The sequence below is a fragment of the Luteibacter rhizovicinus DSM 16549 genome, assembly GCF_001887595.1.
GTDB classification, from domain to species: domain Bacteria; phylum Pseudomonadota; class Gammaproteobacteria; order Xanthomonadales; family Rhodanobacteraceae; genus Luteibacter; species Luteibacter rhizovicinus.
The window spans coordinates 3861146-3887412 of the sequence record NZ_CP017480.1 but is presented as its reverse complement, the minus strand read 5'-3'; the positions used below and the strand labels follow the sequence as shown (position 1 = coordinate 3887412).

Here is a 26267-nt window from a genome sequence, read left to right as displayed (position 1 = left end):
TTTCGCTATATAGTCCACTTTATATTGCAGGGGAGACACCATGAAGAGGCTCGTCCTCGGCGCCGTGGCGCTGCTATGTCCGGTATTTGCCGTCACCGCGCAGGTGGCGAGCGGTCCCACGGCTACCGGCGACACGAAGGACGTCACGACGCTTGGCAGTGTCACCGTCACCGCCCGCCAGCGTGAGGAGAATCTGCAGAAGGTCCCCATGGCCGTCTCGGTGGTCAGCGGCGAATGGCTCGACCGCTCGTACACGGTCAACACCCAGCAGCTCAGCCAGCTCGTCCCTTCCCTTTATTACAACTCCGCCAACCCGCGTAATACGGCGTATACGATTCGCGGCCTGGGCTCGAACACCCTGTCGGTCAGCGCGGCGAACGATGGCATCGAGCCGGGTGTCGGCTTCTATGTCGACGGTGTTTATCACGGCCGTCCCGCGACGGCGGCGTTCGACTTCACCGATATCGATCGCATCGAAGTGCTTCGTGGGCCGCAGGGAACCCTGTTCGGCAAGAACACCACGGCGGGCGCGATCAATATCACCAGCCGTGCGCCGACCTTTACACCGGAGGGAAGCGGCGAGATCTCGTACGGCGACCAGGGCTTTCTGCAGGCAAAGGGTACGGTCTCGGGGCCGCTGACGCAGACCGTCGCGGGCCGCTTCTCAGCGCAGTTCACCGAGAAAGACGGATCCTTGCACAACGTCACCACCGGCAAGGACGAGAACGAGATCAACAACTACGCCTTGCGTGGCCAGCTGTTGTTCAAGCCGGACGACAGCCTGAATGTACGGCTGATCGGCGATGTCTCGAACCTCGATTCGGATTGCTGCACACAGAACTACCTTCGCGTCGGCAGCAGCCTGCGCGGCGCCGCCAGGCAGTTCAATGGCCTTGCCGCCAACCTTCCCGCGCATGGATTCCCGGCGTACGTGCCGCCGAGCCGTAACGTCTACGATCGCTTGACCGACATCGACGCACCGCTGCACATCGATACCCAGGATGGCGGCGTCTCGCTCAATGCCGACTGGAACGTCGGTGCCGTGACGCTGACCTCGATCTCGGCCTGGCGTTACTGGAAATGGGATGTCGCCAACGACCGTGACTACATCGGCGTTCCCATCCAGACGGTCCAGCGCATCCCTTCGCGACAGGACCAGTACAGCCAGGAATTCCGCGTCGCCTCCAACGGTGACGGTCCTTTCAGCTACGTGGGCGGCCTCTACTTCTACACCCAGGAAATCAACGGCAAGCCGATCAGCATTTACGGCCCGGCCGCGACGTACTGGTTGGTCAGCACGACGAGTTTCCCCGGCATGCCCGACGCGCTCGCGGACGGCTACGGCCAGTTCGGCAACTCGCACTACCGGATGAAGAGCTATGCGGCTTTCGGCGAGGCGAACTACAAGCTCACCGATCGTCTGACCGCCACGCTGGGCCTGCGCTATACCTACGAAGACAAGAACGGCACGTATTCAACGACTGTCTCCGGTGGTCTGCCGACGACACCCGGTTCGGTGCAGGACAACGCCAAGCTTTCGCTGTTCCGCCCGCAGAGTTACAGCGCGTCCGATAGCGGTGGCAATCCGTCGGGCCGGGTCAACGTGGCCTATCAGTTCACCGATGCCTTGATGGGCTACGTGAGCTACGCCTACGGTTATAAATCCGGAGGCCTCAACATGTCCGGCCTTCCGCTGGATGCCGCCAACAATCCCGCGCTGGCCACCGCCGTGATCAAGGACGAGATCAACAGGACCTGGGAGACAGGCATCAAGTCAGCATGGTGGGATGGCCGCGCCACGTTCGATCTCGCCGCGTATCACACGGAAGTCGGCAACTACCAGGCCAACGTCACCTCCAGTACCGAAACGGCGGCGTTGCGCACCTACCCGGCGAACATCCCCAAAGTCACGGTGAAAGGCGTCGAGGGCGACTTTGCCGCCCTGCTCTTCACGGGTTTCACCTTGCGCGCGTCCTTTGCATATGCCGATGGCAAGTACACGGACTACCCGAAAGGCCCGTGCCCGCTCGAATGGCAGAACCCGAACGCCGCTGGCGGTTGCCAGCCGCTGAATCCGCCGGCCAACCTGGCCATCAAGACCTCCAATCCGCGGGGCAATCCCGATGTTCCCGGTGCCTATGTACTCACCGGCCTGCCCCTGGCCGGCCTGTCCAAATGGGCGGGATCGATCGGCTTCGATTATGAGCTGCCGATCGGCAACGATGCCTTCCTCGTCCACGCCGATACCAGCGCACGCAGCGGCTATAACTCCGACACAGCCAACTCGATCTACACGAAGATCGCCGGCTATGCGGTCGTCAACGGAAGTATTGGCTACCGCTTCAACGATAATTGGGAAGTCGACGTGTTCGCGCGCAATCTCTTCGACCGGAACTACATCACCGCACTCACGGTCCAGACCGGAAACTCCGGCCTGATCCTGGGTCAGCCCAGCGATCCGAGATTGGTGGGGGTGACGCTACGCGCGCACTTCTAGCATGATGGGCCGACGATGAGCCGGCTCGCGACATGTTCCCACATGCACACAGCGATCCCCCGACGATGCCCCGCTCCGGTGAGCAACCGCACGAGCGTCTCGCTCATGCCCTGCCACTCGCCGGCACGGCCGGACAGGGATATGTCGAGCGACGGGGGATTCCCCTGGCCATCGCCGATGCCGCCGGCCTGCGTTTCGATCCTGACTGGAACGGCCGGGCTGCTGTCCTGTTCGGCATGGTCGACCGCGACGCGCAGCTGGCCTCGGTGCATGGCCGTTACCTGGAAACGGCGCGGGGGCAGGACAAGATGTTCACGATCGGTCCTGGCGGCGGCGTGGCCACCTCGGGCGCCGGCTGGCGTGCCGAGCCACTGATCCTTGTCGAAGGCATCTTCGATCTCCTGTCACTGGCCGTATGCGGGTGGGACGGCATCGCTACCGTAGGGCGCTGGGCACCGTGGCTGCCGGACGTCTGCGCGATGCGCGTCGTGTGGCTTGCCTTCGATGCCAATGCGCCGGGCGAACACGAAGTGATGCATTACATCGAGCGCTTGTCGCGCTCTACCGTTCGTCGTCTGTTACCACCGCCCCATTGCAAGGACTGGAACACGGCGCTGCGCAAGCGCGGGCCATCTGCCCTTGCTCATTGGCTCAACGAAACTATCCAGGCGACAACACGATGAGCGATCCCTCCCGTCCCGAGATTTATGTGAGCACGGACGTCGAAGTCGACGGACCGATTCCTGGACCGCATTCGATGCTGAGCTTTGCATCGGCCGCCTACGCCGCCGACAAGACGCTGCTAGGCACGTTTACGGCAAACCTCGAGTTGCTGCCCGGCGCGCAGGGCCACCCCGACACGCTTGCCTGGTGGGAGCAGCACCCCGACGCCTGGCAGGCAGCGCGCCGCGACCCGCGTTCACCGCAGTCGGTCATGACGGATTACGTCCAATGGCTGGAGGCACTACCGGGATCGCCGGTCTTCGTCGGCTATCCGGCCGCGTTCGACTTCATGTTCGTGTACTGGTACCTGATCCGCTTCGCGGGGCGAAGTCCCTTCAGTTTCTCCGCGCTCGACATGAAAACCATGGCCATGGTTCTGCTCCGCAAGGACTATCGGCGAAGCACGAAAAACGCCATGCCGAAGCGCTGGTTCGACGATCTTCCACACAACCACGTCGCGCTTGACGACGCCATCGAGCAGGGCGCACTGTTTTGCAACATGCTCAGCGAGAGCCGAAGGCGCTGAGACGCGGGGCCTCATGAAACTGCAACTGCCCGCCATGGTTTGCTTCCGCATCACGAGGTACTGCAACGATCGCCCTGCCCGACCGCCTTATCCCGGCGCTGCGTGCAGCAGGGACGCGGGTCAAGCTGAGCTTGCACGGCGACCGTACGCACCATGACGCGGTCGTCGGCCGTGAGGCCTTCGACCTCGCCACGGGGCACCTGCGTTCGCTGCTGGCGGCTGGCATTCCCACCGGGATCCAGACAACGGTCGTCGCCGGCGGTGAATGGGTATTGGACTGGATGGCAGATTTCTGCCTCGCCGAAGGCGTGTCGCAATGGTGTGTGCTGCCTTTCATTCCGCGCGGCAGTGGCTATCGGACGCAGGGCGAATTACGCGGTGCCAGCCAGGCGCGCCTTTGCGAGCTCCGAACGCAATGGCGGCCCAAACTGCGTTAATCTCCGCGCTCACGGAGATAATGGCTAAGGGGAAGGATTGCATGGCTTCACGATCAGTGATGTTGTTGGCACGGACGCTTGTTTCTGCGACTGCCATGGTGGGCCTGGCAGCCCACGCCGCGACGGAATGCGAGCAGAACTACACGGCGACGCCCGCCACGGGCGGCGGCACGGTCCATCAAAGCTTTGTTGGCTTGTACGGGCTGGACAGCAATAAAGCCATGGCCAGTCTCAAGGCCAGCGCAGAGAAGATCCATTTCCAGGCGATAGGCGACACCAAGGTCGCGGCCGATGGCCTGATGACCACGCTGGTGGCGCAGAAGGCGACAACGGCCGCACGCGGCTTTCCTATCGTGCTGATGGTGTCGCCGAAGACCGGCTCGGCCATCATCGCGTTCCAGCTCAAGGAAGGTGTGGTCGCGGCCAATGCGCGAGGCAACGTCTGTTCGTTCTTCGATGCGGCCGACCTGAAGGGTCAATCGGTGAACGCCAGCGCCAAGAAAAGTGCGCAGAACGCGGCCCTGGCCTTGCCCCTGCTCGCCAGGCTCAATGGCGGCATGACGGAAGAACAGTCTGTCGCCGATGCCGTTGCCACCGCTCAGGCGAACGTCACCGGGGTTGCTGCACCAGCAGCCAGCCCCCAGGCATCCTTCGCCAGGAACCCCAATGATCGTGGTGCGGCACCTGACGTGGCCGACGACCGCAAGGTCGTCACACCGAAGTCGACATTCAATTCGGCCGACGTCGACCCCAGCGCGCTTGCCGAAGGAACCGCGACGATCAGCGGCTTCACGTGCGGTCACGTCGCCGGTCAGCAGCAGACCACCCCCAACCAGCCCATCACCTTGTTTCCCTACAGCACGTACCTGAAGCAGTCGATCGACCTGATCGACGCCAATCGCTACAAGGGTGACAAGGTGCGAGTGGATATCGACAAGCGCATCTTCGATACGCGAATCGATGGCAAGACGAATTTCAAGGGCGATTTCAAGTTCACCCGCCTCAAGCCAGGCCGGTACATCATCATGGCGATCTTCCAAGGGGATGCGACGACGACTCGCGCCCATCCCGGAGCATCCTACGAGCCTTCGACGAACACCATGTACACGTGGACGGACTACGAGCAGGTGCAGACACACGCCAAAAGCATTCTGCAAGCCGATGTCACGGTAAAGCAGGATGGCCAGGTGATAGATGGCGTCGTCGTCAAGCCGATGGGCAATGGACGCTTCTTCGTGGTGCTGAGCAGCGTGTGCAAGTTGTACCGCGACTGATCGAAGGCGTCCTAGTTTCGCGTGTGCCGAATCGCCTCGATCGGTGAGGTTCGCGATGCCCGCAAGGCAGGCGTCAATACGGCACCCTGGCCGAGAGCCAGCATGACAATCACACCTAGCACGACATACTTCACGGGAAGGGTGTGCATTTCGAAATGGACGACCATCCACAGATTGAGTGACAGGGCGAGGACGATGCCCAGACCAATGCCGCCCGAGGCAATCAATAGATTCTCGGTCAGGAAGTAATGGAGGATGTCGCGCCGGGTAGCACCGAGTGCTCGGCGCATGCCGATTTGCTGATGGCGTTGCGACACCCAGAAACTCGACAGGCCAACGATACCGGCGGCCGTCGTCACGAGCAGAAGCCCACAGATCGACGTCATCAGCACGGCCATGCCACGATCGACCTTGTACGCCTGCGCGCGAACCGCCTCGAAGGTGCGAATGCCTTCGCCCGGCGGGAACACGCGCATGTTGTCGAGCCTGGTCAGAGCGGCAGGTGCCTCCCGGATCAGCCCCGCAAGCTGCCCTGGCTGGCTCCTGACAAGGTAGTTGCCTGATCCCTCCGAAAGGAGCTGCGGGACCAGGATCGCATCGTCTGAGAAACTCGCTGTGGGCGACGGCGCCTGGAGGCGTTCGACAATGCCGATAACCGTACTCGGCGACGGATGGCTATTTCCGACGTAGATCGGCTTGCCGAGCGCCGAGCCGTCTGGATAGACCTTGTCCGCCAGGGCTTTGGTAATGATGACCTGGGCAGGCGAGGTGATTTTCGACGGATCCATAAATGCGACCTCGTCCTTTCGAAAGTTCCTGCCGGCGATCAATCGCGCGCCCATCGTGGCCAGAGCATGTTCGTCGGTGAAATATTCCGCAGCCAGTGCGATGCGTGCCTCGGCGCCCGGGTCGATGCGAATCCCCTCGGTCGAACTGTGTCCCGACAGCGGATAGGATCCGGCCTGTGTCGCGTCTTCAACGCCCGGCAGTTCGCGAAGGGCTCGAAGATCCGCCTTAGTCAGCGAGGGTATGAGGCTCGCGTCGACGCCGGCCCACCGGTATTGAAGAGTGAGCATGTCGGTCTCGATCATGCCCGTCGGCCGGGACATGCGATCAATGCGCTGTTCGACGATGAAGAAGGCGTTGCAGATAATCGCAAACGTCAGGGAAATCTGCAGGATGATGAGGAGCGTTCCTGCCTTGTGGCGCTTGAGGGCGCTCAGGATAGGTCCGACCTGCAAGCGGCTCACGAAGTCGGTCACCACGTTGGCTTTACCGAAGCAGCACGCCAGGCCGGATAGATCGCTGCCAGAACCGTGGCCAGTACCGCAGCGGCGACCGTCAGCGCGACCAGCGACACATCCCATGTGGCAAGACGTGCAATCGCCGGCTCAAACACCAGGCCGATGCCGGTCATCCCAGCCCCTGTCAACACAAGCCCTAGCATTCCGCCGGCCAATCCGACCATCCCTGCCTCAATGAGAAATTGTTCGTGGATCGCCTTTCGGGGAGCGCCCAGTGCTCGACGAACAGCGATCTCGGGCCCCCGTCGCATGAACTTGGCTAACAACAGCCCCACGGTGTTTACCAGGCAAATGATCAGGAAGCCCAGGGAGATCAGTAGCGAAATTCTCGACTCCGCAGGAACCACCTGCTTGTAGTCGAGCCATTGCATGACATCGCGAAGGCGTGTGTTTGGTGCCCAATGGAAACGCCCTGCCCGCTTCTGTTCCGCAGCGTAGCCGTCGAGATAGCTGCGATAGCCAGCCACGCTTTTTTCATCCGGTAGTTCGACCCAAAACCAGATCCATGTGCAGTCGGATGCGAGCCAGGTGTCCCATCCGCTGTCGGAACTCGTTTTGCAGAGGTTGGCTCCGGCGGTGGGTATCCGGGCGTCGATCGCCGTCGTAAACGGAATGAAGACCTGGGCCGCCTCGCCGAAAGCGCCAAGCATCTTCACATCGTAAAAAAGTGGCTGGGGATTCCAGCTGTCCCGCACGCCAACGATGCGGTAAGTGTGGTGATTGAGCACGAGCGCTTTGCCGACGCTGTTCTCACCGCCAAACAAAGTGTTATTGAGTGACCGGCTGATGACCGCGACCTCGGCATGCGCCTGGTCATCCGCCGACGACCAGGCACTCCCGAACAGGAAAGGTATGTCGAACATGGGAAAGGTGCCCGCGTACGTGGCGTACGTGCTCACCTGAAGAGGCAGGCGTGACTGCGGTGTGGGCATCACCGAAACATCGATCGGATACATGGCGGTCTGGAATCGTGCCCGACGATCCCGCATCAACGCCATCGCGTCGGTGTAGTTCATCATATCCGGCGGCTCGCCATCGTCGCCGGCACTGGCGGTCTGTCCCCAGCTGTCGATCTGCGGAATGAACAGGCGGGACGATTTGGCTGGAATCGGATTCTTCGACGTCGCCCGGAAGACCGCATAGGTCGTCATGGACGAGGCGACACCGATGCCGATGGTTATCACCATCAGTACCGTGAGAAACGGGTTGCGGCGAAGGCTTCGCAGTCCGAGCCTGAAGTGGTAGGCAAGCATGAAATCCCTATCGTCACGCACAAATCGTTGCGTGTGCGGGGACTTTAGCAAGAACCAGACCAACGCCACCTAATACCGATCCACGTGACCTTTGGTGTGTCCGCGGACAATCTTCGCCGGACAGCCGGACAAACGAAGACGCGGCGTCCGAGACGCCGCGTCCTTCCCGGAAGGCCGCTCCGGAAGTGCTCAGTAGTCCCAGTAACCCGGCACCCAACGGAACGCGTCACCGTCGACTGCCACGCGACCGACCGAGGGGAACGACAGGTGCGTCGCTACCAACAGTTCGCCGGTCGCTGCCAGATCGCGGAACAGTCGGAGGCGGACGTTGACCGCTTCTTCGGGATCGTGCTCGAAACCGTTCTGCCAATCCGGGTGATCGAAAGCGACCGGGAACAGAGCGTCGCCGGCGAACGTCAGTGCGTCGCCTCCCGAGGTGACACGAACCACGCAATGGCCGGGCGTGTGACCACCGGTACGGCGGGCCATGACGCCCGGGGCGACCTGGTATTCGTCGTCGAACGCCTGGATCCGGCTGCGATAATCGGCGAGGAACTGCTTCGCGGTCGCCCGAAGCACGTCCGGAATCGGCGACGGCATGACCGTTCGGGAGAAATCGGGCGCTTCCCAGAAAGCCAGTTCGGCGGCTGCCACATGGATGCGCACGTCCGGACGCAGCTTTTCCTTCACGCCTGCGCCGAGCAGGCCGCCCACGTGATCCATATGCAGATGGGTGAGGACGATGTCGGTCAGGGCGTCGAGGGCGATCCCGGCTGCCTGCAGTCGCTTGACCAGCTGTCCGGCGCGCGGGAAGCCCTCGAATTCGCCGCCGAGGCCGGAGTCGACCAGGATCGTTTGTTCACCGCTACGAATAACCACGACGTTCACGGCCCAGTCGAAGGTTTCCGGCAGGAGCCTGTTGTCCAGCCAGGCGGTCCGCCCTGCGGGATCGACATTGGTCGACATCGTCTCGAACCCGATGGGCAGAACGCCATCGCTGATCACCATGACGTCGATCTCGCCGATTCGTACGGCGTAACGCGACGGAACCAGGTCGGCCGATGCGGCTTCGACGGTGTGGGGAAGACTGTGTACTGCGCTCATCTTGCTCTCCTGCTGACCACGGCGTGGGAATGGATGGAGTTCCATCCTAGGTTTCGGCAGGAGGCCCCGGTAGGCATCGGAGGGGGCTCACGATGTTGCCCGCTGCGCACCAATGTTTCGGCTCTCGCGGATGTTTCGTCCTATGCATTAAAGTGCGGCACCACCTAGGGAAAGGAATCACCCATGCGTCGCTATCTGCTGGTGCTCGTTGCCATGTTGTCTGCCCTGCCCGCATTCGCTGCCCACGAGCCGATGTCGGACCCGCCGGTTCGCGTAGGCATCGTCATGTTCGACGGCGTGCAGATCATCGACTTCGCAGGACCTTACGAAGTCTTTGGCAATGCCGGTTTTGGCGTGGTCACGGTGTCGCCGGACGGCAAGCCGGTCACCACGGCGATGGGACTGAAAGTCACGCCGGACGCGAGCTTTGCGAACGCCCCACCGTTCGACGTATTGATGATTCCGGGTGGCGATGTCGCCGACGCGCAGCGTGATCCGCGCATTCTCGACTTCATCCGCCAGCGCTCGGTATCGGCGAAACAAGTGCTTTCGATCTGCACCGGCGCCTTCATCCTCGGCGCCACAGGACTGCTCGATGGTGACAAGGCGACCACGTTCACGCCACGGATCGACGAACTGGCGAAGGCCTTCCCGAAGATCCAGGTGATTCGCGACGTGCGTTGGGCCGATAACGGCAAGCTGGTGACGTCAGCCGGCCTCTCCTCAGGCATCGACGCCGCGCTCCATGTCGTCGCGAAGGTCCGCGGGACCGACGAAGCGCGCACGGTCGCCCTGCGGCTGGAGTACGACTGGAAGCCCGACGGTGGCTTCGTCCGCTCGCGTCTGGCCGATCGTTATCTGACCAAGCAGCAGGTACAGGCCGGTGTCGACTGGCCGAAGGACGCGAAGTTCGACGAGTATGTGTCCGTGGGCGATCTGGACAAGTGGGAGACGCATTACCACGTACAGACGGCGACGCCCGCTGCCGAGATGCTCGACCGTCTCGATGTCGGTGTGCGGAAGACTGGTCTCTGGAAAGCCGCCGGTCCGCATCGCTGGACCAGTCGGCAGGAGAACCGTGACGTCACGCTGAGCTTTGCCACGCGACCGGGTGCGGATGTGTCGCACTACGATCTCGATATGCTGCTGTTAGCCGCTCCAGGTACTACCCAGGCCCGGAAGTAAGCGGCGCGTCCACCGTCGGTAGCACGGCGGTGTTCTGCGAGGCGATGATGCGCCACGTGCCGTCGCGGCGTTGATAGACATGCTTCATGCGGGTCAGCAGCACACCCGGCGATGTGGCGACCGCACCAGGTGGCAAAGCCCGGAAGTGCGTCACGCGTATATCGGTATCGACGATCGCCACGTCCGGATCGAGGAACTGGATGCGCCGCACCGTACTTTCGAAGTGACTGCCCTTGAAGGGGCCCTCCAGCACGGCGGTGTGGCGTTCGCGAATAGCCTCGGCGTTGGGCATCACCCCGCCGAGGATATTGACCAGCTCGCCCTCGGGCCAATACTCATGAGCCCACATGGCGCCATCGCTCGTATTCCACGCGTTCGCCAGACGGTCGAGTGAAGCCCGTAGCGGTTTCTCGGCCAGTGCATCGGCGTGCCCCGGTGTGGCGAAAACCATGGCGCCTGCAGCGGCGATGGAAAACAAGAACCTGCTTGTCATGAGTGATCTCCCGATAACCCGTTGATTACACCCCATCTACCTTACGCCGCTTATCGCGCGCCTTGCGCCTTTCGGCATCGCGGTCGGCGAGGCTTTGCTTGAGCAAGGCACGCGCCATCCAGTGACTGACCTGCACGGCTTGCGTCGCCGACAACCCACGAATGTCGCGCAGCACCAGGATGGCCTCGATACCCGTCGTCAGGGCCAATGCCGACACAAGGCGCGAATAAGCGGCAGGTCCCAGGCGCGTACGCAAAGGATTCACGGCCGCGTCGATCCACTCGACCCGACGTGTGCCCCGAGGGGGCTGCTTGTCGTCCGGCGAATGCAGGACCGTTTCGTGGATCATCGTGCGCAGCAGGGCTTCATTGGCCAGGGCCAGTCGTTGCATCTGTTCGACCAGGGCATCCACGCGCGCTTCGACCGCACCGCTGGTCGTACCGGCAGGGGCGGACTCGAGCGCTGCCTCCATGGCAGGCCGCAAGCCCTCCAGCGCCGCCTCCGTCATGAGCTTCACTTGCGTGGGGAAGTAGCGATACGCCGTGCGCCGGGAAATCGCGGCGGCATCGGCGACTTCCGTCACGGTGGGACGTTGACCTTTCGAAATCATGGCCGCCGCGGTTTCCAGCAGCGCACGACGGGTGCGGAGCTTTTGGCTGCTACGCCCCTTCTCCAGTCCGGCCGCCGAAAAATCGTTCGTTGGGGAGATTGACATGGCGAAACTCTAGCATTAGTGTTTGTGGCACAAGAGTGCCATAAAGACACTAGGTTGTCATAAATGGCAGGAAGCCAGGGCAAGTAACGCCGCGGATCAGTCGGCACAGGGTGGGTTCTCGCTCCGTTGAAATCATTCAGTGGAGAAACATCATGAACGCGAAACTTCGAATGCTGCCGGCAGCGTTGACGCTGATCGGCCTGTGCGCGCTTGCATGCACCTCAGCCGTGACGGCCCACGACTCGGATGACCGAGGCGACTCGAGCGACCTGTCCGGAACGTGGCAGTTCCAGATCACCCTGCGTAATTGCCAATCGGGCGCACCGATCGGCGCGCCATTCCAATCCCTGCTGACCTTCGCGGACGGCGGAACGATGACCGAAACCACGGCCAATTCCATGTTCTACCCCGCTGAGCGTGGTCCGGGACACGGCGTGTGGAGTCGCGGCAAGCACAAGGGCGAGTACACGGCGGCATCCATGGCCTTCATCACGATGAATGGCGCGCTGGTCAAATCGCAGAAGATCAGCCAGACCATCACCATGGGGCCGGGACAGGACAAGCTGGCCGTGCCGAAGGCTACCGTCGAGTTCTTCGATCCGGTGGGGAATTTGTTGCAGACGGCGTGTGCGGTGGCGGTTGCTGAACGCTTCGAGCCGTAGTTTCTGAAAGGTCCCCGTTACGGCAGGACCTCGTGCGCGCCAGCAGCATAGGCTGACGCGCACGAGGTGAGGATCACCGTGGCCGCCGAAGCGGGCCCCGGTCACCTTATCCCTGCGAGGCCTGCAACGCCTTCCCCTCAGACAACCCCGCATCCGCGCGCTCAGCCAACAACGAGCTCGCCAGCTGGATCAGCGACGACAAGCCATTGCCACCCGCGTCGCCACCGCCCAGTGAGATCTTCGGCACGATGGCGATATGTCCGTCGCGAATCGCCTCGGCAAACTGCGCACCCAGCGTATTGATCAGCTGCAAACGAGCACCCTCGCCCGTCAATGCTGCAGACTTCGCCTGGATCGCCTCCGCTTCGGCCTTACCCACCGCGGCGATCGCCGAGGCACGGCCATCACCCTCGGCCGTCAGTCGACGACGTTCGGCGTCCGCGTCGATGCCAATCACGTTCGCACGCTTGGTCGCCTCGACCACGTTCGCGTCACCGACGTTCTTCTTGATATCGATGTGGATCGCCGAGTTGGTCAGCTCCGCCTGGATGTCCGTCTTGGCGCGAGCTTCTCGCAGCGAGCGCTCTTTCACCGCCGACTGCTCCTGCAGTTCGAACGTGGCCACCTGTTCGATGGCCACCTGGCGATCACGCAGCTGGTTCAGAAGCGTATCGATGCGCGTGCCCGACGCGTTTCCGGTGCTTCCATGCGGCGTGCCGATCAGCACCTCCTGCAGTTCCAGGTTATAGGCGGCGAAGCGTTCCATCATCTCGACGCTGGCGACCTGCTGGATATCCGCACGATTCTGGATCAGCTGGATCAGGGTGCGCGTCTGGCCGATGTTCTTGAAATAGGCACTGACCATCGGGTCCAGCGTCTGGTCGACCAGGCGCTTGATGTCACCGAAGCGCTGCACCACCAGCGGTGCCTTGCGGTAGTCGATGTGGACAACCACCGACAGCGGCAGCAGCGGCTCGAAGGCGTCCTTGGTGATCAACGACACCTCGGAAAGGTTCTCGTCGAACTTGTGCACGTTGGTGACCTCCGGCGTCCACTTCAGGATGAAGTTGGTCGTCGGTACCATCTGGATCTTGCCGGCGTAGGTATTGAACGCGTACTTGCCCGGGAGCAAGGGCTCCTTCCACACACCGCGGCACGCACTGTCGACCAGCTCGCCGTGCGAATAGCCCTCGCCCGAGCGATCGGTACCCGTTTTGCCGATATACGAAACGACGACGCCAACGAAGCCGACCGGCACGACGGTCTTGGGGATGAAGTCCACCGTCGCGAACAGACGATTGATGTAATACGTACCCTCCACCAGCACCTGATGCTGGCGACCGCGATTACCGCCGGCGCGCAGGAAGGCGTCGATGTTCTGGAAGTTGTTGTGGAAAGTCTTCTTGTCAGTGGTGTCCTGACCCACACGCGGCGCAACGATTTCGTCCGGCGGCAGCACCGGGCCGTCGTGTACCGTCACTACGCCAAGCATGTCGTTAGCCGTGTCGTCGGCATCGGCCGAAGCTTTCTCGCGACGACCGCCGATGATCACCGGCGAGAAGCCGCCGCGTTCTTTCAACACGCTGCCCATGTGATCGATGGTGCCGCGCTCTTCTTCCGACAGCAGGAGGCCGTGCACGCGCGATGCCGTGATGATGGCGAACTGCGCGACGTTGAACGCATAAGTACCTTCGCGAAGAATCGTGCGTTGTGGGCCCTTCTGGCCGCCCGCACGCAAGAACACGGCGACGTCCTCGATGCCTTCCGAAATCGTGCGACCGAGGGCCTGGCCTTCCTCGAGGTCATGACCGTCGCGCGCAAACACATAACCGATCTCGCCCTGCGGAATGGTCACCAGGTCGACCTTGTGAACGCGATACTGGAACGGGACGAAGTAATGCAAACCACCACGCAATACCGTCGGCTGATAGCCGACCTCGCCATCGAGCGCGATCAGTCCACGACTGACCGAACGGGCACCCCACAGGCGCTCGACCACGCCGACGCGGTCGTTGGGGATGTAGACGATGACATTGGATAAAACGACGAGCACGATCAGTACGACAACGGCGACTGCGATAGCAATAAGCCAGGTCATGGCTGAATGTCCTTGTAGGTAGAAGAGCCCGGCTCATTACCGGGGGATTAACGCGGCACATCAAGAAGCGACACCATCGGAAACAACACGAAACGCGACGCGCAGGCGGCCGACACCGCTGCGCAGCGCAGAGAGAAATGATTCGAGAGGGGTTGGGCTGTCTTCCTTACCCGATCAGGTGGGAGAGCTCGGCCTGTGCATCGATCACGTTACGGCCCATGACGTCGAGTTCCTCGACAATATTCGCCAGCGGCGAATGCGCGGACAGCTGACCAAACAAGATGTAATGCGACCCGACCAGGCCGACGTTCGACAGCGGCATGTTCGGGCCCAGGCGCAGACAAGCCTCGTTGAAACGCAAAGGATCCCGCACCGCATGCTGGTCGCACAGCGGGGTCGTCATGCGAATCTCATAGTCGGTCACCACCAGGTGCACCGGCTGGTCGCCGTAGCTGGCCAGCGCAAGCTCGATCGACGCGGGTGTGGCCTGAAGCCATACGCGTGACAACTGCTGCTGGCGACCGGCGTGCTCCTGCAACGCATCGAACAAACGCTGCGTCGTCCATTTCTGGCTCATGGCCTGCAAATCCATCCCACCGATCAGCTGATCGGTGCGCTCATTGCGGTGATGTTGCAGGAACTCCCTGACCAGTCCCTGCTCGCCCTCGGTCATGTAGATCCTGGGGATCATCATGCCCATCCGTGTCATCCGGTCACGAAACGCTTTCTGGCGTTCCGCTCCAGTACTGACTTGCTTGGTGGGTGGCATAGGTGGACCTGATCCGTCTCTGGATGCTGTTAGGCGTAACGTTAGGCGTAACTTACTCTCGTGCCACGGTGCTACACAATTACAGGTTGCGCTGCAGAGACAGTCCCACCAATGACTTCAGGAGATTCAGTGGGTTAACCAGCTGGAACATACGTCAGCCGGACCACGTCCCCATCGATGATCTCGTTGGCCACCAAGCGGAGTCGCGGCCGAGGGCCTGCAAATAAGGGCTTGCCGTGACCGAGCACGACGGGATGGACATACAGTTGATACTCATCGATCAGACCAAGCTTGCCCAGGCTGTGCGCAAGGTCCGGTCCGGCGACTTCGATGTCTCCGTCAACGTCGGCTTTCAACCTTCTCAACACCGATTCGATGTCGCCAGTCACAAGCGTGGCGCACGGGCCGACCGGGTCCTGCGAGCGCGATACGACCCACTTCGGCCGGCTTCGCCACGCCTCGGCATACTCGCGCTCATCGGCGCTCCACTCCTCCGAATCGTCGTCCCAATAGCGCATCACCTCGTACATGCGGCGGCCGTAAATCATTCCAGCCTGGTCGCGTACCTGCCCGATGAAGTGTCGGAAGAGCGTAGGAGATGGACCGAACGCCTGATGGTCGACGTAACCATCCAGGGACTGGTTCAGGCCGAAGATAAACTTAGCCATGAGAGGCTCCGTGATCCCGAACATATTGCGTGGGTGACACGCGCACATGCCGCGTAAAAGCGACGCTGAACGTGCTCGCTGAGCCGTAGCCGACGCGCTCGGCGATTTCCGTTATACGCCCCTGCCCCTGGCGCAACAGATCCTTGGCCAGCGCCATGCGCCAGGACAACAGATAGTCCATCGGTGTAACACCGACCTCACGGCTGAAGCGCACGAAGAACGTGGTACGCGACAGTGCCGCTTCCTTGGCGAGATCGGCAACCGTCCACGGATGAGACGGCCGCTCGTGCATGAGACGAATGGCAGTCGCAAGACGCGCGTCGGCGAGACCACGTACCAATCCAGGCGACGCGCCCGTACCCGTGGTCAATCGAAACGCTTCGATAAGCAACAATTCGACGAGCCTGGCGAGCACGGCCTCACGCGCGGGACGCTGCTCGCGTGATTCGTCACGCACCAGCTGGACCAGCGTCGCCAGGCGGTCCTGACCACGCACGTGGATCACCTGAGGTAGCAAGGCCACCAGCAAAGCGGCATCCGGTGAGGCGAAGCTGCAATGCCCGACGAGCATGCGCACATCGGGCGGCTGGTCTTCCTCGCCTATCCTGAATTCCCCGCTCGCCAGACACACCGGCGGCGCCGAGTCCACGCCTTCCGGCGGCGGCTCGAGACTGGTCAACGCCACGGTATGGCTGACCGGCACGAGGATGAAGTCACCGGACGACAACACCATCGGCTCACCATCATCGATCGTCACCTGGCACCCGCCCTGCAAGACCACGCAGTAGAAGGGGTCGCCCGGTTCCGACCGGCTCACACGCCAGGGCCCGGCACCGACGACCTGCTTGGAGAACCGGGTCATCGGCTGGAGCAGCGTGACTACTTCGGTGAGCGGGTCGACCAAATCCGTACTCCTGCTAATGGAATTCGGACCTCTGAGTGTAGTGAGTTCCGCCGGCACAGCCTATCGTCTCCTCATTGCACCTGGCAATGAATGGAGCTTCCGGATGAAAACCGTCTTGATTACGGGGTGTTCCTCGGGCTTTGGCCTCGAGATCGCCCGATACTTCCTCGAGCGCGACTGGAACGTGGTGGCAACGATGCGCAGCCCGCGCACCGACCTCCTCCCTGCCTCCGCGCGCCTGCGGATCCTCCCCCTGGATGTCACCAACGAGGCGAGCATTCGCCAGGCTATCGAGGCGGCGGGGCCGATCGACGCGGTCGTGAACAATGCAGGCATCGGTACCGCGGCGCCGGTGGAGCTGCTTTCGATGGACACGGTTCGCGACGTGTTCGAAACCAACACGTTCGGGACGATGGCCGTCACCCAGGCGGTGCTTCCCCAGTTCCGCCAACGCAAGGCGGGCGTCGTCGTCAACGTCACCTCGAGCGTGACCCTCAAGCCCCTGCCCCTGGTGTCGGCTTACCGGGCGAGCAAGGCCGCCGTTAATTCCTTCACCGAGACGCTCGCTGCCGAGGTCGCGGCGTTCGGGATTCGTGCGCACATCGTCTTACCGGGTCGTGCCCCCGATACGCGATTCGGGGAGAACGGACACGGGCGCATGCACGGCTTCGATCACGAGGCGTACGCGCCTATCGCGCAGCAACTGATGTCGAGCCTGACGGATGCGTCGGCGCCGATCACGAAGGTCGAGGACGTCAACGAGGCGGTGTGGCAAGCGGTGACCGATGCCCATGCGCCGTTCCGGATCTATGCCGGTGCCGACGCCAGGGCCTGGGCCGCCGAATAAAGAGTGTGAGAACCAGCTCTGTGTAGGAGCCGATTCATCGGCGATAGGGTGCTCGCGGCAACCTGCCCCGCTGCCGCGGGATCGCCGATGAATCGGCTCCTACAAGAGCTGGCGTGTTCGCGTTAGTGCAAGTCCTTCTTGCAGGCCTGTGTGGAAACGCCGAGCACGGCCGGAAGAACGCGCGGGGTGACGACGATGCGATCGAGGTCGGGCGCGTTGCCGCTGGGGTTGCTGAACTGGAGGGTGTTCTGGCCGGCGTGGAGCGGCACTTCCAGCACCTTCGCCACCGGATCGTCGAAGCTGCTGCCGTTAAGACTCAGCTCCTTTGCACCCGCGCCGTTGATCGAGAGGAAGAACGAGCGAGGGCCTTGGGTAAGGTAGTCGATCTCAAGCTGGTAGACGCCGGCATAGGGAACGGTCACGTTGGTAAACGTCACGTTGTTGGCGCTGCCGCCACCGATGTTTCCCGCCTTGGCCAGACCCGACGAGTAATTGCTGAAGCCCGCGGTGACCGAGCCGCCCAACGTGGCAGCCTCTGCCTCATACGTGGTGCCGCTCGGCAAACGCGCATCACCGCGACCACTGATCACGATGCGATCCAGATCGGGCGGGTAGCTCACGGCGTTGCCGAAGCGGATACGGTTCAACCCCTTCTGGAGACACACCGGAACGGTGCTGCTCGAGGGCAACTGGAAGCTGCTCCCTCCGGAGTTGAAAGTCCGGAACGGGCCGTCGTTGACCTGATACAGGTACGAGCGCAGGCCAAGGGTGAGTGAATCGATCTGCATCAGGTAGGCGCCGCTTTGCGGCGCGTAGACCCCTTCGATGCTGACCGTATTGTTGGCACCAAGCCCCAGGCCGCCGACCTTGTTGTCATTCGAGCAACCGGGGCAGGCATACGATGCCGCGTTACCACTCAGGACGCCCTGCTCCGCCTCATAGCTGGTCGTCGGTGTCGGCGCGACATGGCCCGGCAACGCCTCGACCAGCATCAACTGCGTCCCGTGCGGCGGCAAGACAACCTCGTGTTCACCCACCGAGGGACCTAGCTCCTGATGATTCCACAAGTCACGCATCCGACGCGTACCGGTCAGGCCGACGAGGTTCCACGGAAGCCGGGCGACGGTGGTCGTCGCATTCATATTGGTCAGCGCGAGGTAGTAGCGACCGTTACCCAGATCGCTTACCCAAACGTTGAGATCGCCACCAAGCACCTGTCTGGCGGGTTTGCCGGACTGGTCGACGGCGAGTACTTCATCATTGGTAGCCAGACGCTTGCCGGTCTCGTCCAGTTTCGTCAGATCACCGCCGAGGTACAACGGCGCATTCGCCATCGCCCAGATCGTCATGGCCGAACGCTTTTCGTCGAGGCTCAAGCCGTCAAGGTCGCCGTCCCCGATATCCAGCGTGTCCAGATCGTTCCAGCCGGTCTTCGGCCCCGACGTCTCCTGCCAGGCGGGGAGATCGCGAAAGCGCTTCTCGATGCGCGGCCAGTTGGTTAGTGTGGCGCAGCGACCTTCGCACTCCACGTCATCGTCGATGCGACGCCCGTTCGCGTACGTCGTCCAGACATCCTGGTAGTCCTTGTCGACCTGCCACGATACCGTCAGCCAGATGGGACGACCGGTCTTTGCGATGGCCTTCGACCAGGCGGCCACGTCGTCACGATTGTCGATACTGAGGTCGTCGCTGTACGAGCCCGGGGTGACACCATCGAGCTTGATGAAGTCCACGCCCCAGGAAGCGAACAGGGCGACCACGGAATCCATGTATTCCTGCGCACCTGGCTTCGAAAAATCGATCTTGTAGTGGTACGGCGAGGTTCCCGGGGCACCGAAGGCGTTACCCGCGCGATACGGCACCGCGAGGATATCGGTGATGTGCTGCGGCGTTCCGAGAATAGGCGAATTAGCCTGCACCGCCGGTTGCTCCACACCGGGAATCCAGTAAATACCTGCCTTCTGACCATTGGCGTGGATGTGGTCGATCATCGCCTTGATGTCGGGAAAAGTCGTGGGATCGGGCGTCGGACGCCCGTTGGCGTCGAATCCGCCTTGCCAGCCAGAGTCGAGATTGATGTACGTGTACCCATGCGCTTGCAGTCCCGATGCCTTCAGTGCATCCGACTGCTTGATCATGTTGGCCTGGGTAAGGAAGGCCGAGTCCAGCGTCTGCTGACTGAAGCTGCTCCAGCCCAGGTAAGGCTTCTGACCCACGCCATTCACCTGGGCCGATGCGCTGGCAGCCAGCGAAAGCAATCCGCAGGCAACCGCCGCGTGGATCAGGGAAGGCATGAATCGTCGAAGACGCGAGCGTGGCGGTGTAACAACGCGAGGTGCCGGCGAAGCCGTGTGAAAACGCATGGTGCGACTCTCCCTTGCAGACGAAGGAGACGCCTGTAGTCAGGCGCCTGTCGAAAATCCATAAAGTCCCCGAACCATTCAATTGTAGTATTTAATGATTATATGTTCGCAAGCTGCGGCGCAGCATTCGCAGCCCATGCGTCGATGAACGCTGCAGCACGCACGATTGCCTTGACCTGGTTCTCACTTTCATGGACTCGGCTCTGCAACACTCGCCCGATTCGCACGATCGATTCACCAATTTAGACGTCTAAATTGGACCTTCGTGGGTATCCCAGAGGAGCGCTTCCGATCATGAAGCCCGGCGCACTGCGCATACGTGTTCGTACCCTGCTGGCCGTCGCCAGCCTGACGGTCATGGCCGTCTCCTTCCCCTCGGCTGCCGCCGAACAGACACCTTTGCCCTTACGACAAAGTGACGGCCCGACGGCCATGGCGCGTGCCCGGGTCGCCGCCGATGTGTTGATGAACTCATACGAACCGGACAAAGCCTGGTTTCCCTCCAGTTGGTGGAACTCCGCCGTCGCGCTGCAAACCGTCGGCGACTACATGGAGCGCACCGGCGACCGCCGCTATCTCGGTCAACTGAACAACACCTTCGAGAAAGACAAAGGCGTCTTTCCGGCGGGCGTGCTGTCCGGTGATCCGCTGCTGGGCAATTTCACCAGCCGCGCCATCGACGACTCCGAGTGGTGGGGCCTCACCTGGTTGCAGGCCTATGACCTGACCCGCGACCCGAAGTACCTGAACATGGCCGTGACCATCGCCGATTACGTGAACGGCTATTGGGACACCGGAACCTGTGGCGGCGGCGTCTGGTGGGATGGCGAGCGTACATATAAGAACGCCATCGTCAACGGACTCTGGATCCGTCTCACCGCCGAACTGCACAACCGGATTCCCGGCGACACGCTGTGGCTGGGTCGGTCCAGGACGGCGTGGGCCTGGTTCCAGGGCAGCGGAATGATCAATGCCAACGGCTTGGTCAACGACGGCCTGACCAACGCATGTACCAACAACGGCCAGAACGTGTGGAGTTATAACCAGGGCCTGGCCATCGGCGCCGGACTGGAGTTGTGGCGTGCCACGCGGGATCCGCAGATTCTCAACTCGGTAAGGCGCCTCGCCGATGCCGCGATAGGCCCCGACGCGCTGGTGACCGAGGGTGTCCTCAGCGAAACCTGCGATGCGGCCGATCAGACCTGCGATGACAACGCCAAGCAGTTCAAGGGCATCTTCATGCGTTATTGGACCGACCTCGTCGACACCACGCATGAGCGCCGTTACGCAGCCTTCCTCGACCAGCAGGCCACCAACCTCTGGCAGAACGACCGCGATGCCGCCGGCCGATTCGGCACACGCTGGTCGGGCGCGACCAACGACGACCACCCCAACGTATTCGACTGGCGCACACAGGCAAGCGCCCTCAGCGCCCTGATTGGCGACGTACCGACGCCGACGCCCTTGGCATCCCTGGCGGCGACGCTATCACCGGCGCAACCGGTGGTCATGCCGGCCGCGTCGGGTGTCACCAGCCTTCCCCTCGCGCTTGGCGCCTCGGCGACCGGGTACTTTCCTTTGCTGGCGATCGCTTCCGTCGATGCACCCGCGGGATGGAACGCATCGCCGCGCGCCTCTGTTCTACGCTTGCAGCCTCGTGGCAACGCACTACCTGTCAGCACGACTCAACCGTTGAAAGTCACCGTGCCAGCGGCGGCGACGGATGGGCACCATCTCGTCACCGTCAACTTGCTGGCCGCTGGACTGCGCTTCACGACCCAGGCCGACGTGCTGGTGGCGCACACCATCGATTTCGATACCGGCACCGTGAATGAAAATCCGTGGCTGTTCGATGCCGGCGGGTCGCAGAGCAATGGCGTGCAGAATCGCTTCGCCGATGGCAATGCGCACTTCACCTATCGATTCCCCTTTCCGGCCGACACTACCTCGGCACACGTCACCCTCACCATCGATGCCGAATTCCTGGTGCAGGCCAGCACCGATAACGAGCACTGGACCACCGTGCTGCAAGAATCGCAGCCGGTCACCGATGGCTCGAACAAGGCCGATCGAAACGTCGACCTGACACCGTATCTCGGCGCCGCCGCCGACGGCTCCAAACCGGTTTACCTGAAAGTGTCGGATGCGTTTCCGAACGATGGCTGGGGCGGTCGCGTGTATCACGTGACGGCGAATATCGTCGAATAGGTTGACCAAGGGGCACGCGTGTCAGGGGCAATAACGGCAAGTGGCAACCTTGACACGCCGCCGCAGGCTACGCGGAACCGTTATGCAACAAGGTGCTCACCGCGCCGCGCGGCGCGCCTGTTAAAGCCTGACACCTCTCGGTTGCAACTGGGCTCGACCGAGAGTAGAGCCAACGAGGATTTCCGCACTATCCCATCTTGCTCACCACGAGGGAGAACGTCGATATGAAGATCGTATTCGTTGGCTTGGTTCTGATCGCCGCTGCCGTATCCGCCAACGCCACTGGCACAGGCACCCGCACCGATCTGAATCATGGCCGTAGTAATGCGCCGGTGTGTCCGGATGGGCAAGTCGCGCAGTTCGTCGGTGTCATCAACGGCAAGGCCACCTGGCGCTGCGTGCCTGCCTGATCAAAACACCTCGGGCGACACCGGCCTTTCCGTCGCAACGAGGAAAGGCCTTTTTTATTGAGGCCCCCTAGGCACCCGAACTCTTACGGACGTCGGCCTAGGTAGTCCTACCGGGTCGTGACACGGCGGGCTTCTCTAAGCTGGACGGCAGTCGGCGACACAACGACGCCGTGAGCCAGCAAGGAGTTTCCCCATGCGTCCCTCCCTGTCCGTTCTTCTCGGCCTGTTCGTCCTTACGCTGGCCACCGCCGCGGCCGTGCCGCCGCAAAGCGGATTCCTCGATTCCTACCCGCCCTTGCAGCCGGATGCGCGCCATCCGGGCTCCTTCATCTACCTGGCGCCCGGCGGCAGCTTGAAGGGGCTGACCAAGGTCCAGATCGATCCGATTCTCGTGTGGTATTCCAAGGATTCCACCTACCAGGGTATCGACCCGAACGAACTCTCCGCTGTAACGGAGAACCTGCGTAAAGCGCTGGTCAAGCACCTCGAGCCGACCTATCCCGTGGTCGACACGGCCGGACCCGACGTACTCCACCTGCGCATCGCCATCACCAACGTGATGGCCGAAAAGAAAAAGCGCGGCATCCTCGGCTACACGCCGGTCGGCTTCGTCATCGGCGCCGCGAAGAACGCTGCAACAGCGGGTCCGAACATCAACATCGCCTCGGCGACGCTGGAGGTGGAGCTACTCGACGGCTCCGGCAAACGTATCGCCGTCGCGATCGACCCGCTGCTCGGCGCGGACATCCAGAAAGAAAACCTCACCTGGTCGGACATCGGCAAAGTGCTCGACGCCGCCGGCACACGCCTCAGGGGCCGTATGGACAGCGACAATCTTCACCCATGAGGATCGTCAGTAGTGAGGATCGCCCTTGCTGTATGATAACGATTCTCACTACGACTGGCCCGCACCATGGTCCCCCGCGTTACCCGGTGGCTTGCTGGATTCACCTTCTTTGTTCTTCTTACGACGACATGCCTGGCCGCTGAACCCTATGCGGCCGACGCGCAAACGGCCTGGCGACTGCTCGACTACATCGCCGTGGACTATGCGGGCGCGGTCAACCATGGAGTCGTGTCCAGCCCTGCGGAATACGCCGAGCAGCAGGAATTTGCGGCCACGGTTGCCACCCACATCGCTGCCTTGCCGGAGAAGCCGGGCAAGGCAGCTCTCCTGGCGCAATCAGACGCGCTGAAAGCAGCGATCGCATCGAAGTCGGAACCGAAGGACGTCGCCGACGCCTCGCACCGTCTCGCAGCGGCCCTGCTGGCTGCCTACCCCGTACCCCTGGCGCCCTCGCGCGTCCCGGACTTCGCGCGCGGCGCGCAGCTCTTCCAGCAGAACTGCATGGCATGTCACGGCGCCACTGGTCATGGCGATGGCCCTGCCGCGAAAGCCCTCGCTACCCCGCCCATCGCCTTCACCGACCAGGATCGCGCGCGCGAGCGCAGCGTGTTCTCGCTGTACCAGATCGTGACGCAAGGCGTCGACGGCACGCCGATGCCGAGCTTCGCCAGCCTGTCCGACGATGACCGCTGGTCGCTCGCGCTTTATGTCGGCCACTTTGCCGTCCCCGACCCGGTCGCCGCCGCAGGCGAACAGCGCTGGAAGAACGACGCAGGCACGCACAAGGACGTCCCCGACCTCACCTCGCTCGTCACCACGACACCGGCCGCGCTGGGCAAGCGCATCGGCCAGCAACAAGCCGACGAGATCATGGGCTACCTCCGCCGCCATCCCGAGGCCCTCGCACCGAAGGTCTCGGCGTCGTCGCTGTCCGTCGTTCGCGACAAGCTCAAGGCGAGTCTCGCGGCCTATCGCGAAGGCGACAAACCGGGCGCAAGCACGCTTGCGCTGTCGGCCTACCTGGATGGTTTCGAGCCGATCGAGCCCTTGCTCGGTACCCGCGATAGCACCCTGCTCGAACATATCGAAGGGTCGATGGGCGAATACCGCGCGGCCATTGAACACGGCGCTACCGTCGACGACGTCGCCACCCGCGAACAGGTCCTGAGCAATCTGCTGGACGATGCGGAGACCGCGCTGTCGCCGAATGCCAGCGGCGCGCTTTCCACTTTCATCGGTGCAGCGACCATTCTTCTTCGCGAAGGGCTGGAAGCGCTGCTCATCGTGGTCGCGATGATCGCCTTCCTGCGCAAGGCCGAGCGCATGGAAGTGATGCCGTATGTTCACGCCGGCTGGACCGGCGCACTCGTCGCTGGCTTCCTCACCTGGGTGGTCGCGACGTGGCTGATCGGCATCAGCGGTGCGAGTCGCGAACTGACCGAGGGTTTTGGTTCGGTGTTCGCGGCCGTGGTGCTGCTGTCCATCGGCATCTGGATGCATGGCAAGTCACAAGCCGGCCAGTGGCAGCGCTATATCAAGGCGCGCATGGCGACCGCGCTCTCGGGACGCTCGGCGTGGTTCCTGTTCGGACTGGCCTTCATCGTGGTGTATCGCGAGGTGTTCGAGACGATCCTGTTCTACGCCGCGCTATGGACACCCGGCAGCGGCGCCGCCTTGCTCGCCGGTGCCGCCACCGCATGCGTCGCGCTCGCGATCATTGCCTGGGCCCTGCTCCGCTACAGCCGCATCCTGCCCATCGCCAAGTTCTTCAATTACAGCTCCTGGCTGATGGCGATCCTCACCGTCGTGCTGGCGGGCAAAGGCATCGCCGCCCTGCAGGAGGCCGGCATCGTCGGCATCCGGCCGCTCGGCGGCGTGCCACGGCTCGAGCTGATCGGGCTCTTCCCGACCTGGCAGAGCGTCGGCGCACAGGGCCTCATGGTGGCAGCCGTGATTGCCGGATTCTGGGCAAACCACCGCAAGGCCATGAAAGAAGCGTCCGCCACGCCGCCGCGCTAATCAGTCCGCGACGGCATACGTATAACGCCGGCGTAGCGATGGGCACGCCGGCGGTTTTCCTCCCGGACCTCCGACCGCCACCAATGCCGACGACGCCAACCATGCCGCGGCGTCGAAGGCGCCATGCTTGCCCACCGGCGGTGCATGGATGCCGATGCGATTGAGCGCGTCGCGCAAGACATGCACCTTGCCCATGCGACGCGTCGCCGCCGTGTCGTAGGTAAAGCTGATCGTCGTCGATGCCTCATCGCTGGTCTCGACCATGTGCGGGCTGGTCAGTGGCATATAGACGCCCTCACCCGGCGCTAGCTGGAACACATGCGCGTGCTCGCGGAATTCCTCCCGCCAGCGTGCGTGACTCAGATCGTGCCGTGCGTGGAATGCATCGCGCGTCTCGTCGTCGATCGTCTCTGGATCGTAGGGGTCCCACACGTAGACGGTTTTGGTGCCGGCTACCTGGAGCAGGAGCACGTGACTGCGATCGATGTGGAATGGGGTAACGGTGTGCGCCGAGGCCGAAAAGATCCAGCCCGCGCGATAGTAGACACCCGGGTCCTTGCGTTCGATCTTCGCCTGGATCGGTTCGAAAGCGAGATCGACCAGGGATCGGTACGTGGGGTCGGCCTGGATGTGTCGAAGGAGCACCCAGGCTTTGGCACTCTCGATAGCGCGTAGCGAGTCGACCGCAGATCGACCGCAGGGATACAACGACGCCGCAGCATCGAAATCGGTGCCCGGCGTCACGCCGTCGTTGAAGCTGTACCAGCGGTTGGTGCCGCGACAGCGCTTGCCGAGTTCGACCAGGGCATCGCGCTGTAACAGCGGGTGATCGGTGAACGTGTGCGTCAGCGGAGTGACCCGCCAGGGATCGAAACCATCCCAATCCATCGTGATCATCGGAGGGCTAGAGGGCGTCATGGACTGCCACCTTTTTTGCCTGCGCAACGTGTGCGAGGGGGTT

23 protein-coding genes are annotated in these 26267 nt (G+C 62.5%); 12 read left to right on the top strand and 11 right to left on the bottom strand.

Annotated features, from left to right (window positions below; all coding sequences use genetic code 11):
* The first annotated feature begins 40 nt into the window (after nucleotides 1-40).
* The 5 genes from BJI69_RS17735 (at nucleotide 41) to BJI69_RS17715 (ending at nucleotide 5457) form a co-directional block, all read left to right on the top strand.
* Complete coding sequence (locus BJI69_RS17735; protein ID WP_046967762.1) at nucleotides 41-2497, top strand: TonB-dependent receptor; 2457 nt, start codon at nucleotides 41-43, stop codon at nucleotides 2495-2497.
* A gap of 65 nt (nucleotides 2498-2562) precedes the next feature.
* Entirely contained in the window at nucleotides 2563-3180 is a 618-nt protein-coding gene (locus BJI69_RS17730; protein WP_071925028.1) for a toprim domain-containing protein, read from the top strand.
* Nucleotides 3177-3746, top strand: coding sequence for a 3'-5' exonuclease family protein (locus BJI69_RS17725; protein WP_052767194.1), 570 nt, complete (start codon nucleotides 3177-3179; stop codon nucleotides 3744-3746). Before BJI69_RS17730 ends, BJI69_RS17725 begins: the two co-directional genes overlap by 4 nt.
* A gap of 131 nt (nucleotides 3747-3877) precedes the next feature.
* Nucleotides 3878-4183, top strand: a complete 306-nt coding sequence (locus tag BJI69_RS17720; RefSeq protein WP_046967764.1) for a hypothetical protein — start codon at nucleotides 3878-3880, stop codon at nucleotides 4181-4183.
* On the top strand, nucleotides 4144-5457 hold the full coding sequence (locus BJI69_RS17715; protein ID WP_125903103.1) for a hypothetical protein: 1314 nt from the start codon (nucleotides 4144-4146) through the stop codon (nucleotides 5455-5457). Before BJI69_RS17720 ends, BJI69_RS17715 begins: the two co-directional genes overlap by 40 nt.
* 11 nt (nucleotides 5458-5468) lie before the next feature.
* On the opposite strand, the gene BJI69_RS17710 is transcribed toward BJI69_RS17715, so the two are convergent.
* The 3 genes from BJI69_RS17710 to BJI69_RS17700 form a co-directional block, all read right to left on the bottom strand.
* The gene (locus BJI69_RS17710; protein ID WP_244465269.1) at nucleotides 5469-6722 is read right to left on the bottom strand and encodes an ABC transporter permease; all 1254 of its coding nucleotides are present in this window, start codon (nucleotides 6720-6722) and stop codon (nucleotides 5469-5471) included.
* Nucleotides 6716-8014 (bottom strand): ABC transporter permease, encoded by a 1299-nt coding sequence (locus tag BJI69_RS17705; protein WP_046967766.1) that lies wholly within the window; start codon nucleotides 8012-8014, stop codon nucleotides 6716-6718. Before BJI69_RS17705 ends, BJI69_RS17710 begins: the two co-directional genes overlap by 7 nt.
* Nucleotides 8015-8203: 189 nt before the next feature.
* On the bottom strand, nucleotides 8204-9118 hold the full coding sequence (locus BJI69_RS17700) for an MBL fold metallo-hydrolase (RefSeq protein WP_046967767.1): 915 nt from the start codon (nucleotides 9116-9118) through the stop codon (nucleotides 8204-8206).
* Nucleotides 9119-9301: 183 nt separating this feature from the next.
* On the opposite strand from BJI69_RS17700, the gene BJI69_RS17695 reads away from it, so the two are divergent.
* Complete coding sequence (locus BJI69_RS17695; protein WP_052767195.1) at nucleotides 9302-10303, top strand: DJ-1/PfpI family protein; 1002 nt, start codon at nucleotides 9302-9304, stop codon at nucleotides 10301-10303.
* Here the strand turns inward: BJI69_RS17695 and BJI69_RS17690 are convergent.
* Both BJI69_RS17690 and BJI69_RS17685 read right to left on the bottom strand, forming a co-directional pair.
* On the bottom strand, nucleotides 10284-10796 hold the full coding sequence (locus tag BJI69_RS17690; protein WP_052767196.1) for an SgcJ/EcaC family oxidoreductase: 513 nt from the start codon (nucleotides 10794-10796) through the stop codon (nucleotides 10284-10286). The genes BJI69_RS17695 and BJI69_RS17690 overlap by 20 nt on opposite strands.
* Nucleotides 10797-10821: 25 nt before the next feature.
* Entirely contained in the window at nucleotides 10822-11511 is a 690-nt protein-coding gene (locus BJI69_RS17685) for a TetR/AcrR family transcriptional regulator (RefSeq protein ID WP_046967768.1), read from the bottom strand.
* Between the two features lie 152 nt (nucleotides 11512-11663).
* Here BJI69_RS17685 and BJI69_RS17680 point away from each other — a divergent pair, with 152 nt between their 5' ends.
* Complete coding sequence (locus tag BJI69_RS17680) at nucleotides 11664-12173, top strand: hypothetical protein (protein ID WP_071925027.1); 510 nt, start codon at nucleotides 11664-11666, stop codon at nucleotides 12171-12173.
* A gap of 106 nt (nucleotides 12174-12279) precedes the next feature.
* Here BJI69_RS17680 and BJI69_RS17675 read toward each other — a convergent pair whose 3' ends face one another.
* The 4 genes from BJI69_RS17675 to BJI69_RS17660 form a co-directional block, all read right to left on the bottom strand.
* Nucleotides 12280-14271, bottom strand: a complete 1992-nt coding sequence (locus tag BJI69_RS17675) for an SPFH domain-containing protein (RefSeq protein WP_046967770.1) — start codon at nucleotides 14269-14271, stop codon at nucleotides 12280-12282.
* A 166-nt stretch (nucleotides 14272-14437) separates the two neighbouring features.
* Nucleotides 14438-15040 carry a YjfI family protein gene (locus BJI69_RS17670; protein WP_078023292.1) on the bottom strand — a complete coding sequence of 201 codons (603 nt, stop codon included), beginning with the start codon at nucleotides 15038-15040 and terminating at the stop codon, nucleotides 14438-14440.
* A 134-nt stretch (nucleotides 15041-15174) separates the two neighbouring features.
* On the bottom strand, nucleotides 15175-15708 hold the full coding sequence (locus tag BJI69_RS17665) for a dihydrofolate reductase family protein (protein ID WP_046967771.1): 534 nt from the start codon (nucleotides 15706-15708) through the stop codon (nucleotides 15175-15177).
* A complete protein-coding gene (locus BJI69_RS17660; protein WP_046967772.1) occupies nucleotides 15701-16612 on the bottom strand; it encodes an AraC family transcriptional regulator in 912 nt (303 codons plus the stop codon). Before BJI69_RS17660 ends, BJI69_RS17665 begins: the two co-directional genes overlap by 8 nt.
* Before the next feature lie 103 nt (nucleotides 16613-16715).
* Here BJI69_RS17660 and BJI69_RS17655 point away from each other — a divergent pair, with 103 nt between their 5' ends.
* Nucleotides 16716-17459 (top strand): SDR family oxidoreductase, encoded by a 744-nt coding sequence (locus BJI69_RS17655; protein WP_046967773.1) that lies wholly within the window; start codon nucleotides 16716-16718, stop codon nucleotides 17457-17459.
* A 122-nt stretch (nucleotides 17460-17581) separates the two neighbouring features.
* Here BJI69_RS17655 and BJI69_RS17650 read toward each other — a convergent pair whose 3' ends face one another.
* Nucleotides 17582-19753, bottom strand: coding sequence for an alpha-galactosidase D (locus BJI69_RS17650; RefSeq protein ID WP_125903102.1), 2172 nt, complete (start codon nucleotides 19751-19753; stop codon nucleotides 17582-17584).
* Between the two features lie 363 nt (nucleotides 19754-20116).
* Between BJI69_RS17650 and BJI69_RS17645 the strand changes: the two genes are divergently transcribed.
* The 4 genes from BJI69_RS17645 to BJI69_RS17630 all read left to right on the top strand — a co-directional run bounded on the left by BJI69_RS17645 (nucleotide 20117) and on the right by BJI69_RS17630 (nucleotide 25306).
* A complete protein-coding gene (locus tag BJI69_RS17645; protein ID WP_046967775.1) occupies nucleotides 20117-22030 on the top strand; it encodes a glycoside hydrolase family 76 protein in 1914 nt (637 codons plus the stop codon).
* A 224-nt stretch (nucleotides 22031-22254) separates the two neighbouring features.
* Nucleotides 22255-22440, top strand: a complete 186-nt coding sequence (locus tag BJI69_RS17640; protein ID WP_046967776.1) for a hypothetical protein — start codon at nucleotides 22255-22257, stop codon at nucleotides 22438-22440.
* Nucleotides 22441-22633: 193 nt separating this feature from the next.
* Nucleotides 22634-23287: a DUF3313 domain-containing protein gene (locus tag BJI69_RS17635; RefSeq protein WP_046967777.1), complete on the top strand. Its 654-nt coding sequence runs from the start codon at nucleotides 22634-22636 to the stop codon at nucleotides 23285-23287.
* 66 nt (nucleotides 23288-23353) lie between these two features.
* Nucleotides 23354-25306, top strand: coding sequence for a cytochrome c/FTR1 family iron permease (locus BJI69_RS17630; protein ID WP_078023288.1), 1953 nt, complete (start codon nucleotides 23354-23356; stop codon nucleotides 25304-25306).
* Here the strand turns inward: BJI69_RS17630 and BJI69_RS17625 are convergent, their stop codons facing one another.
* Nucleotides 25307-26224 (bottom strand): cupin-like domain-containing protein, encoded by a 918-nt coding sequence (locus tag BJI69_RS17625; RefSeq protein WP_125903101.1) that lies wholly within the window; start codon nucleotides 26222-26224, stop codon nucleotides 25307-25309.
* Nucleotides 26225-26267: the final 43 nt, after the last annotated feature.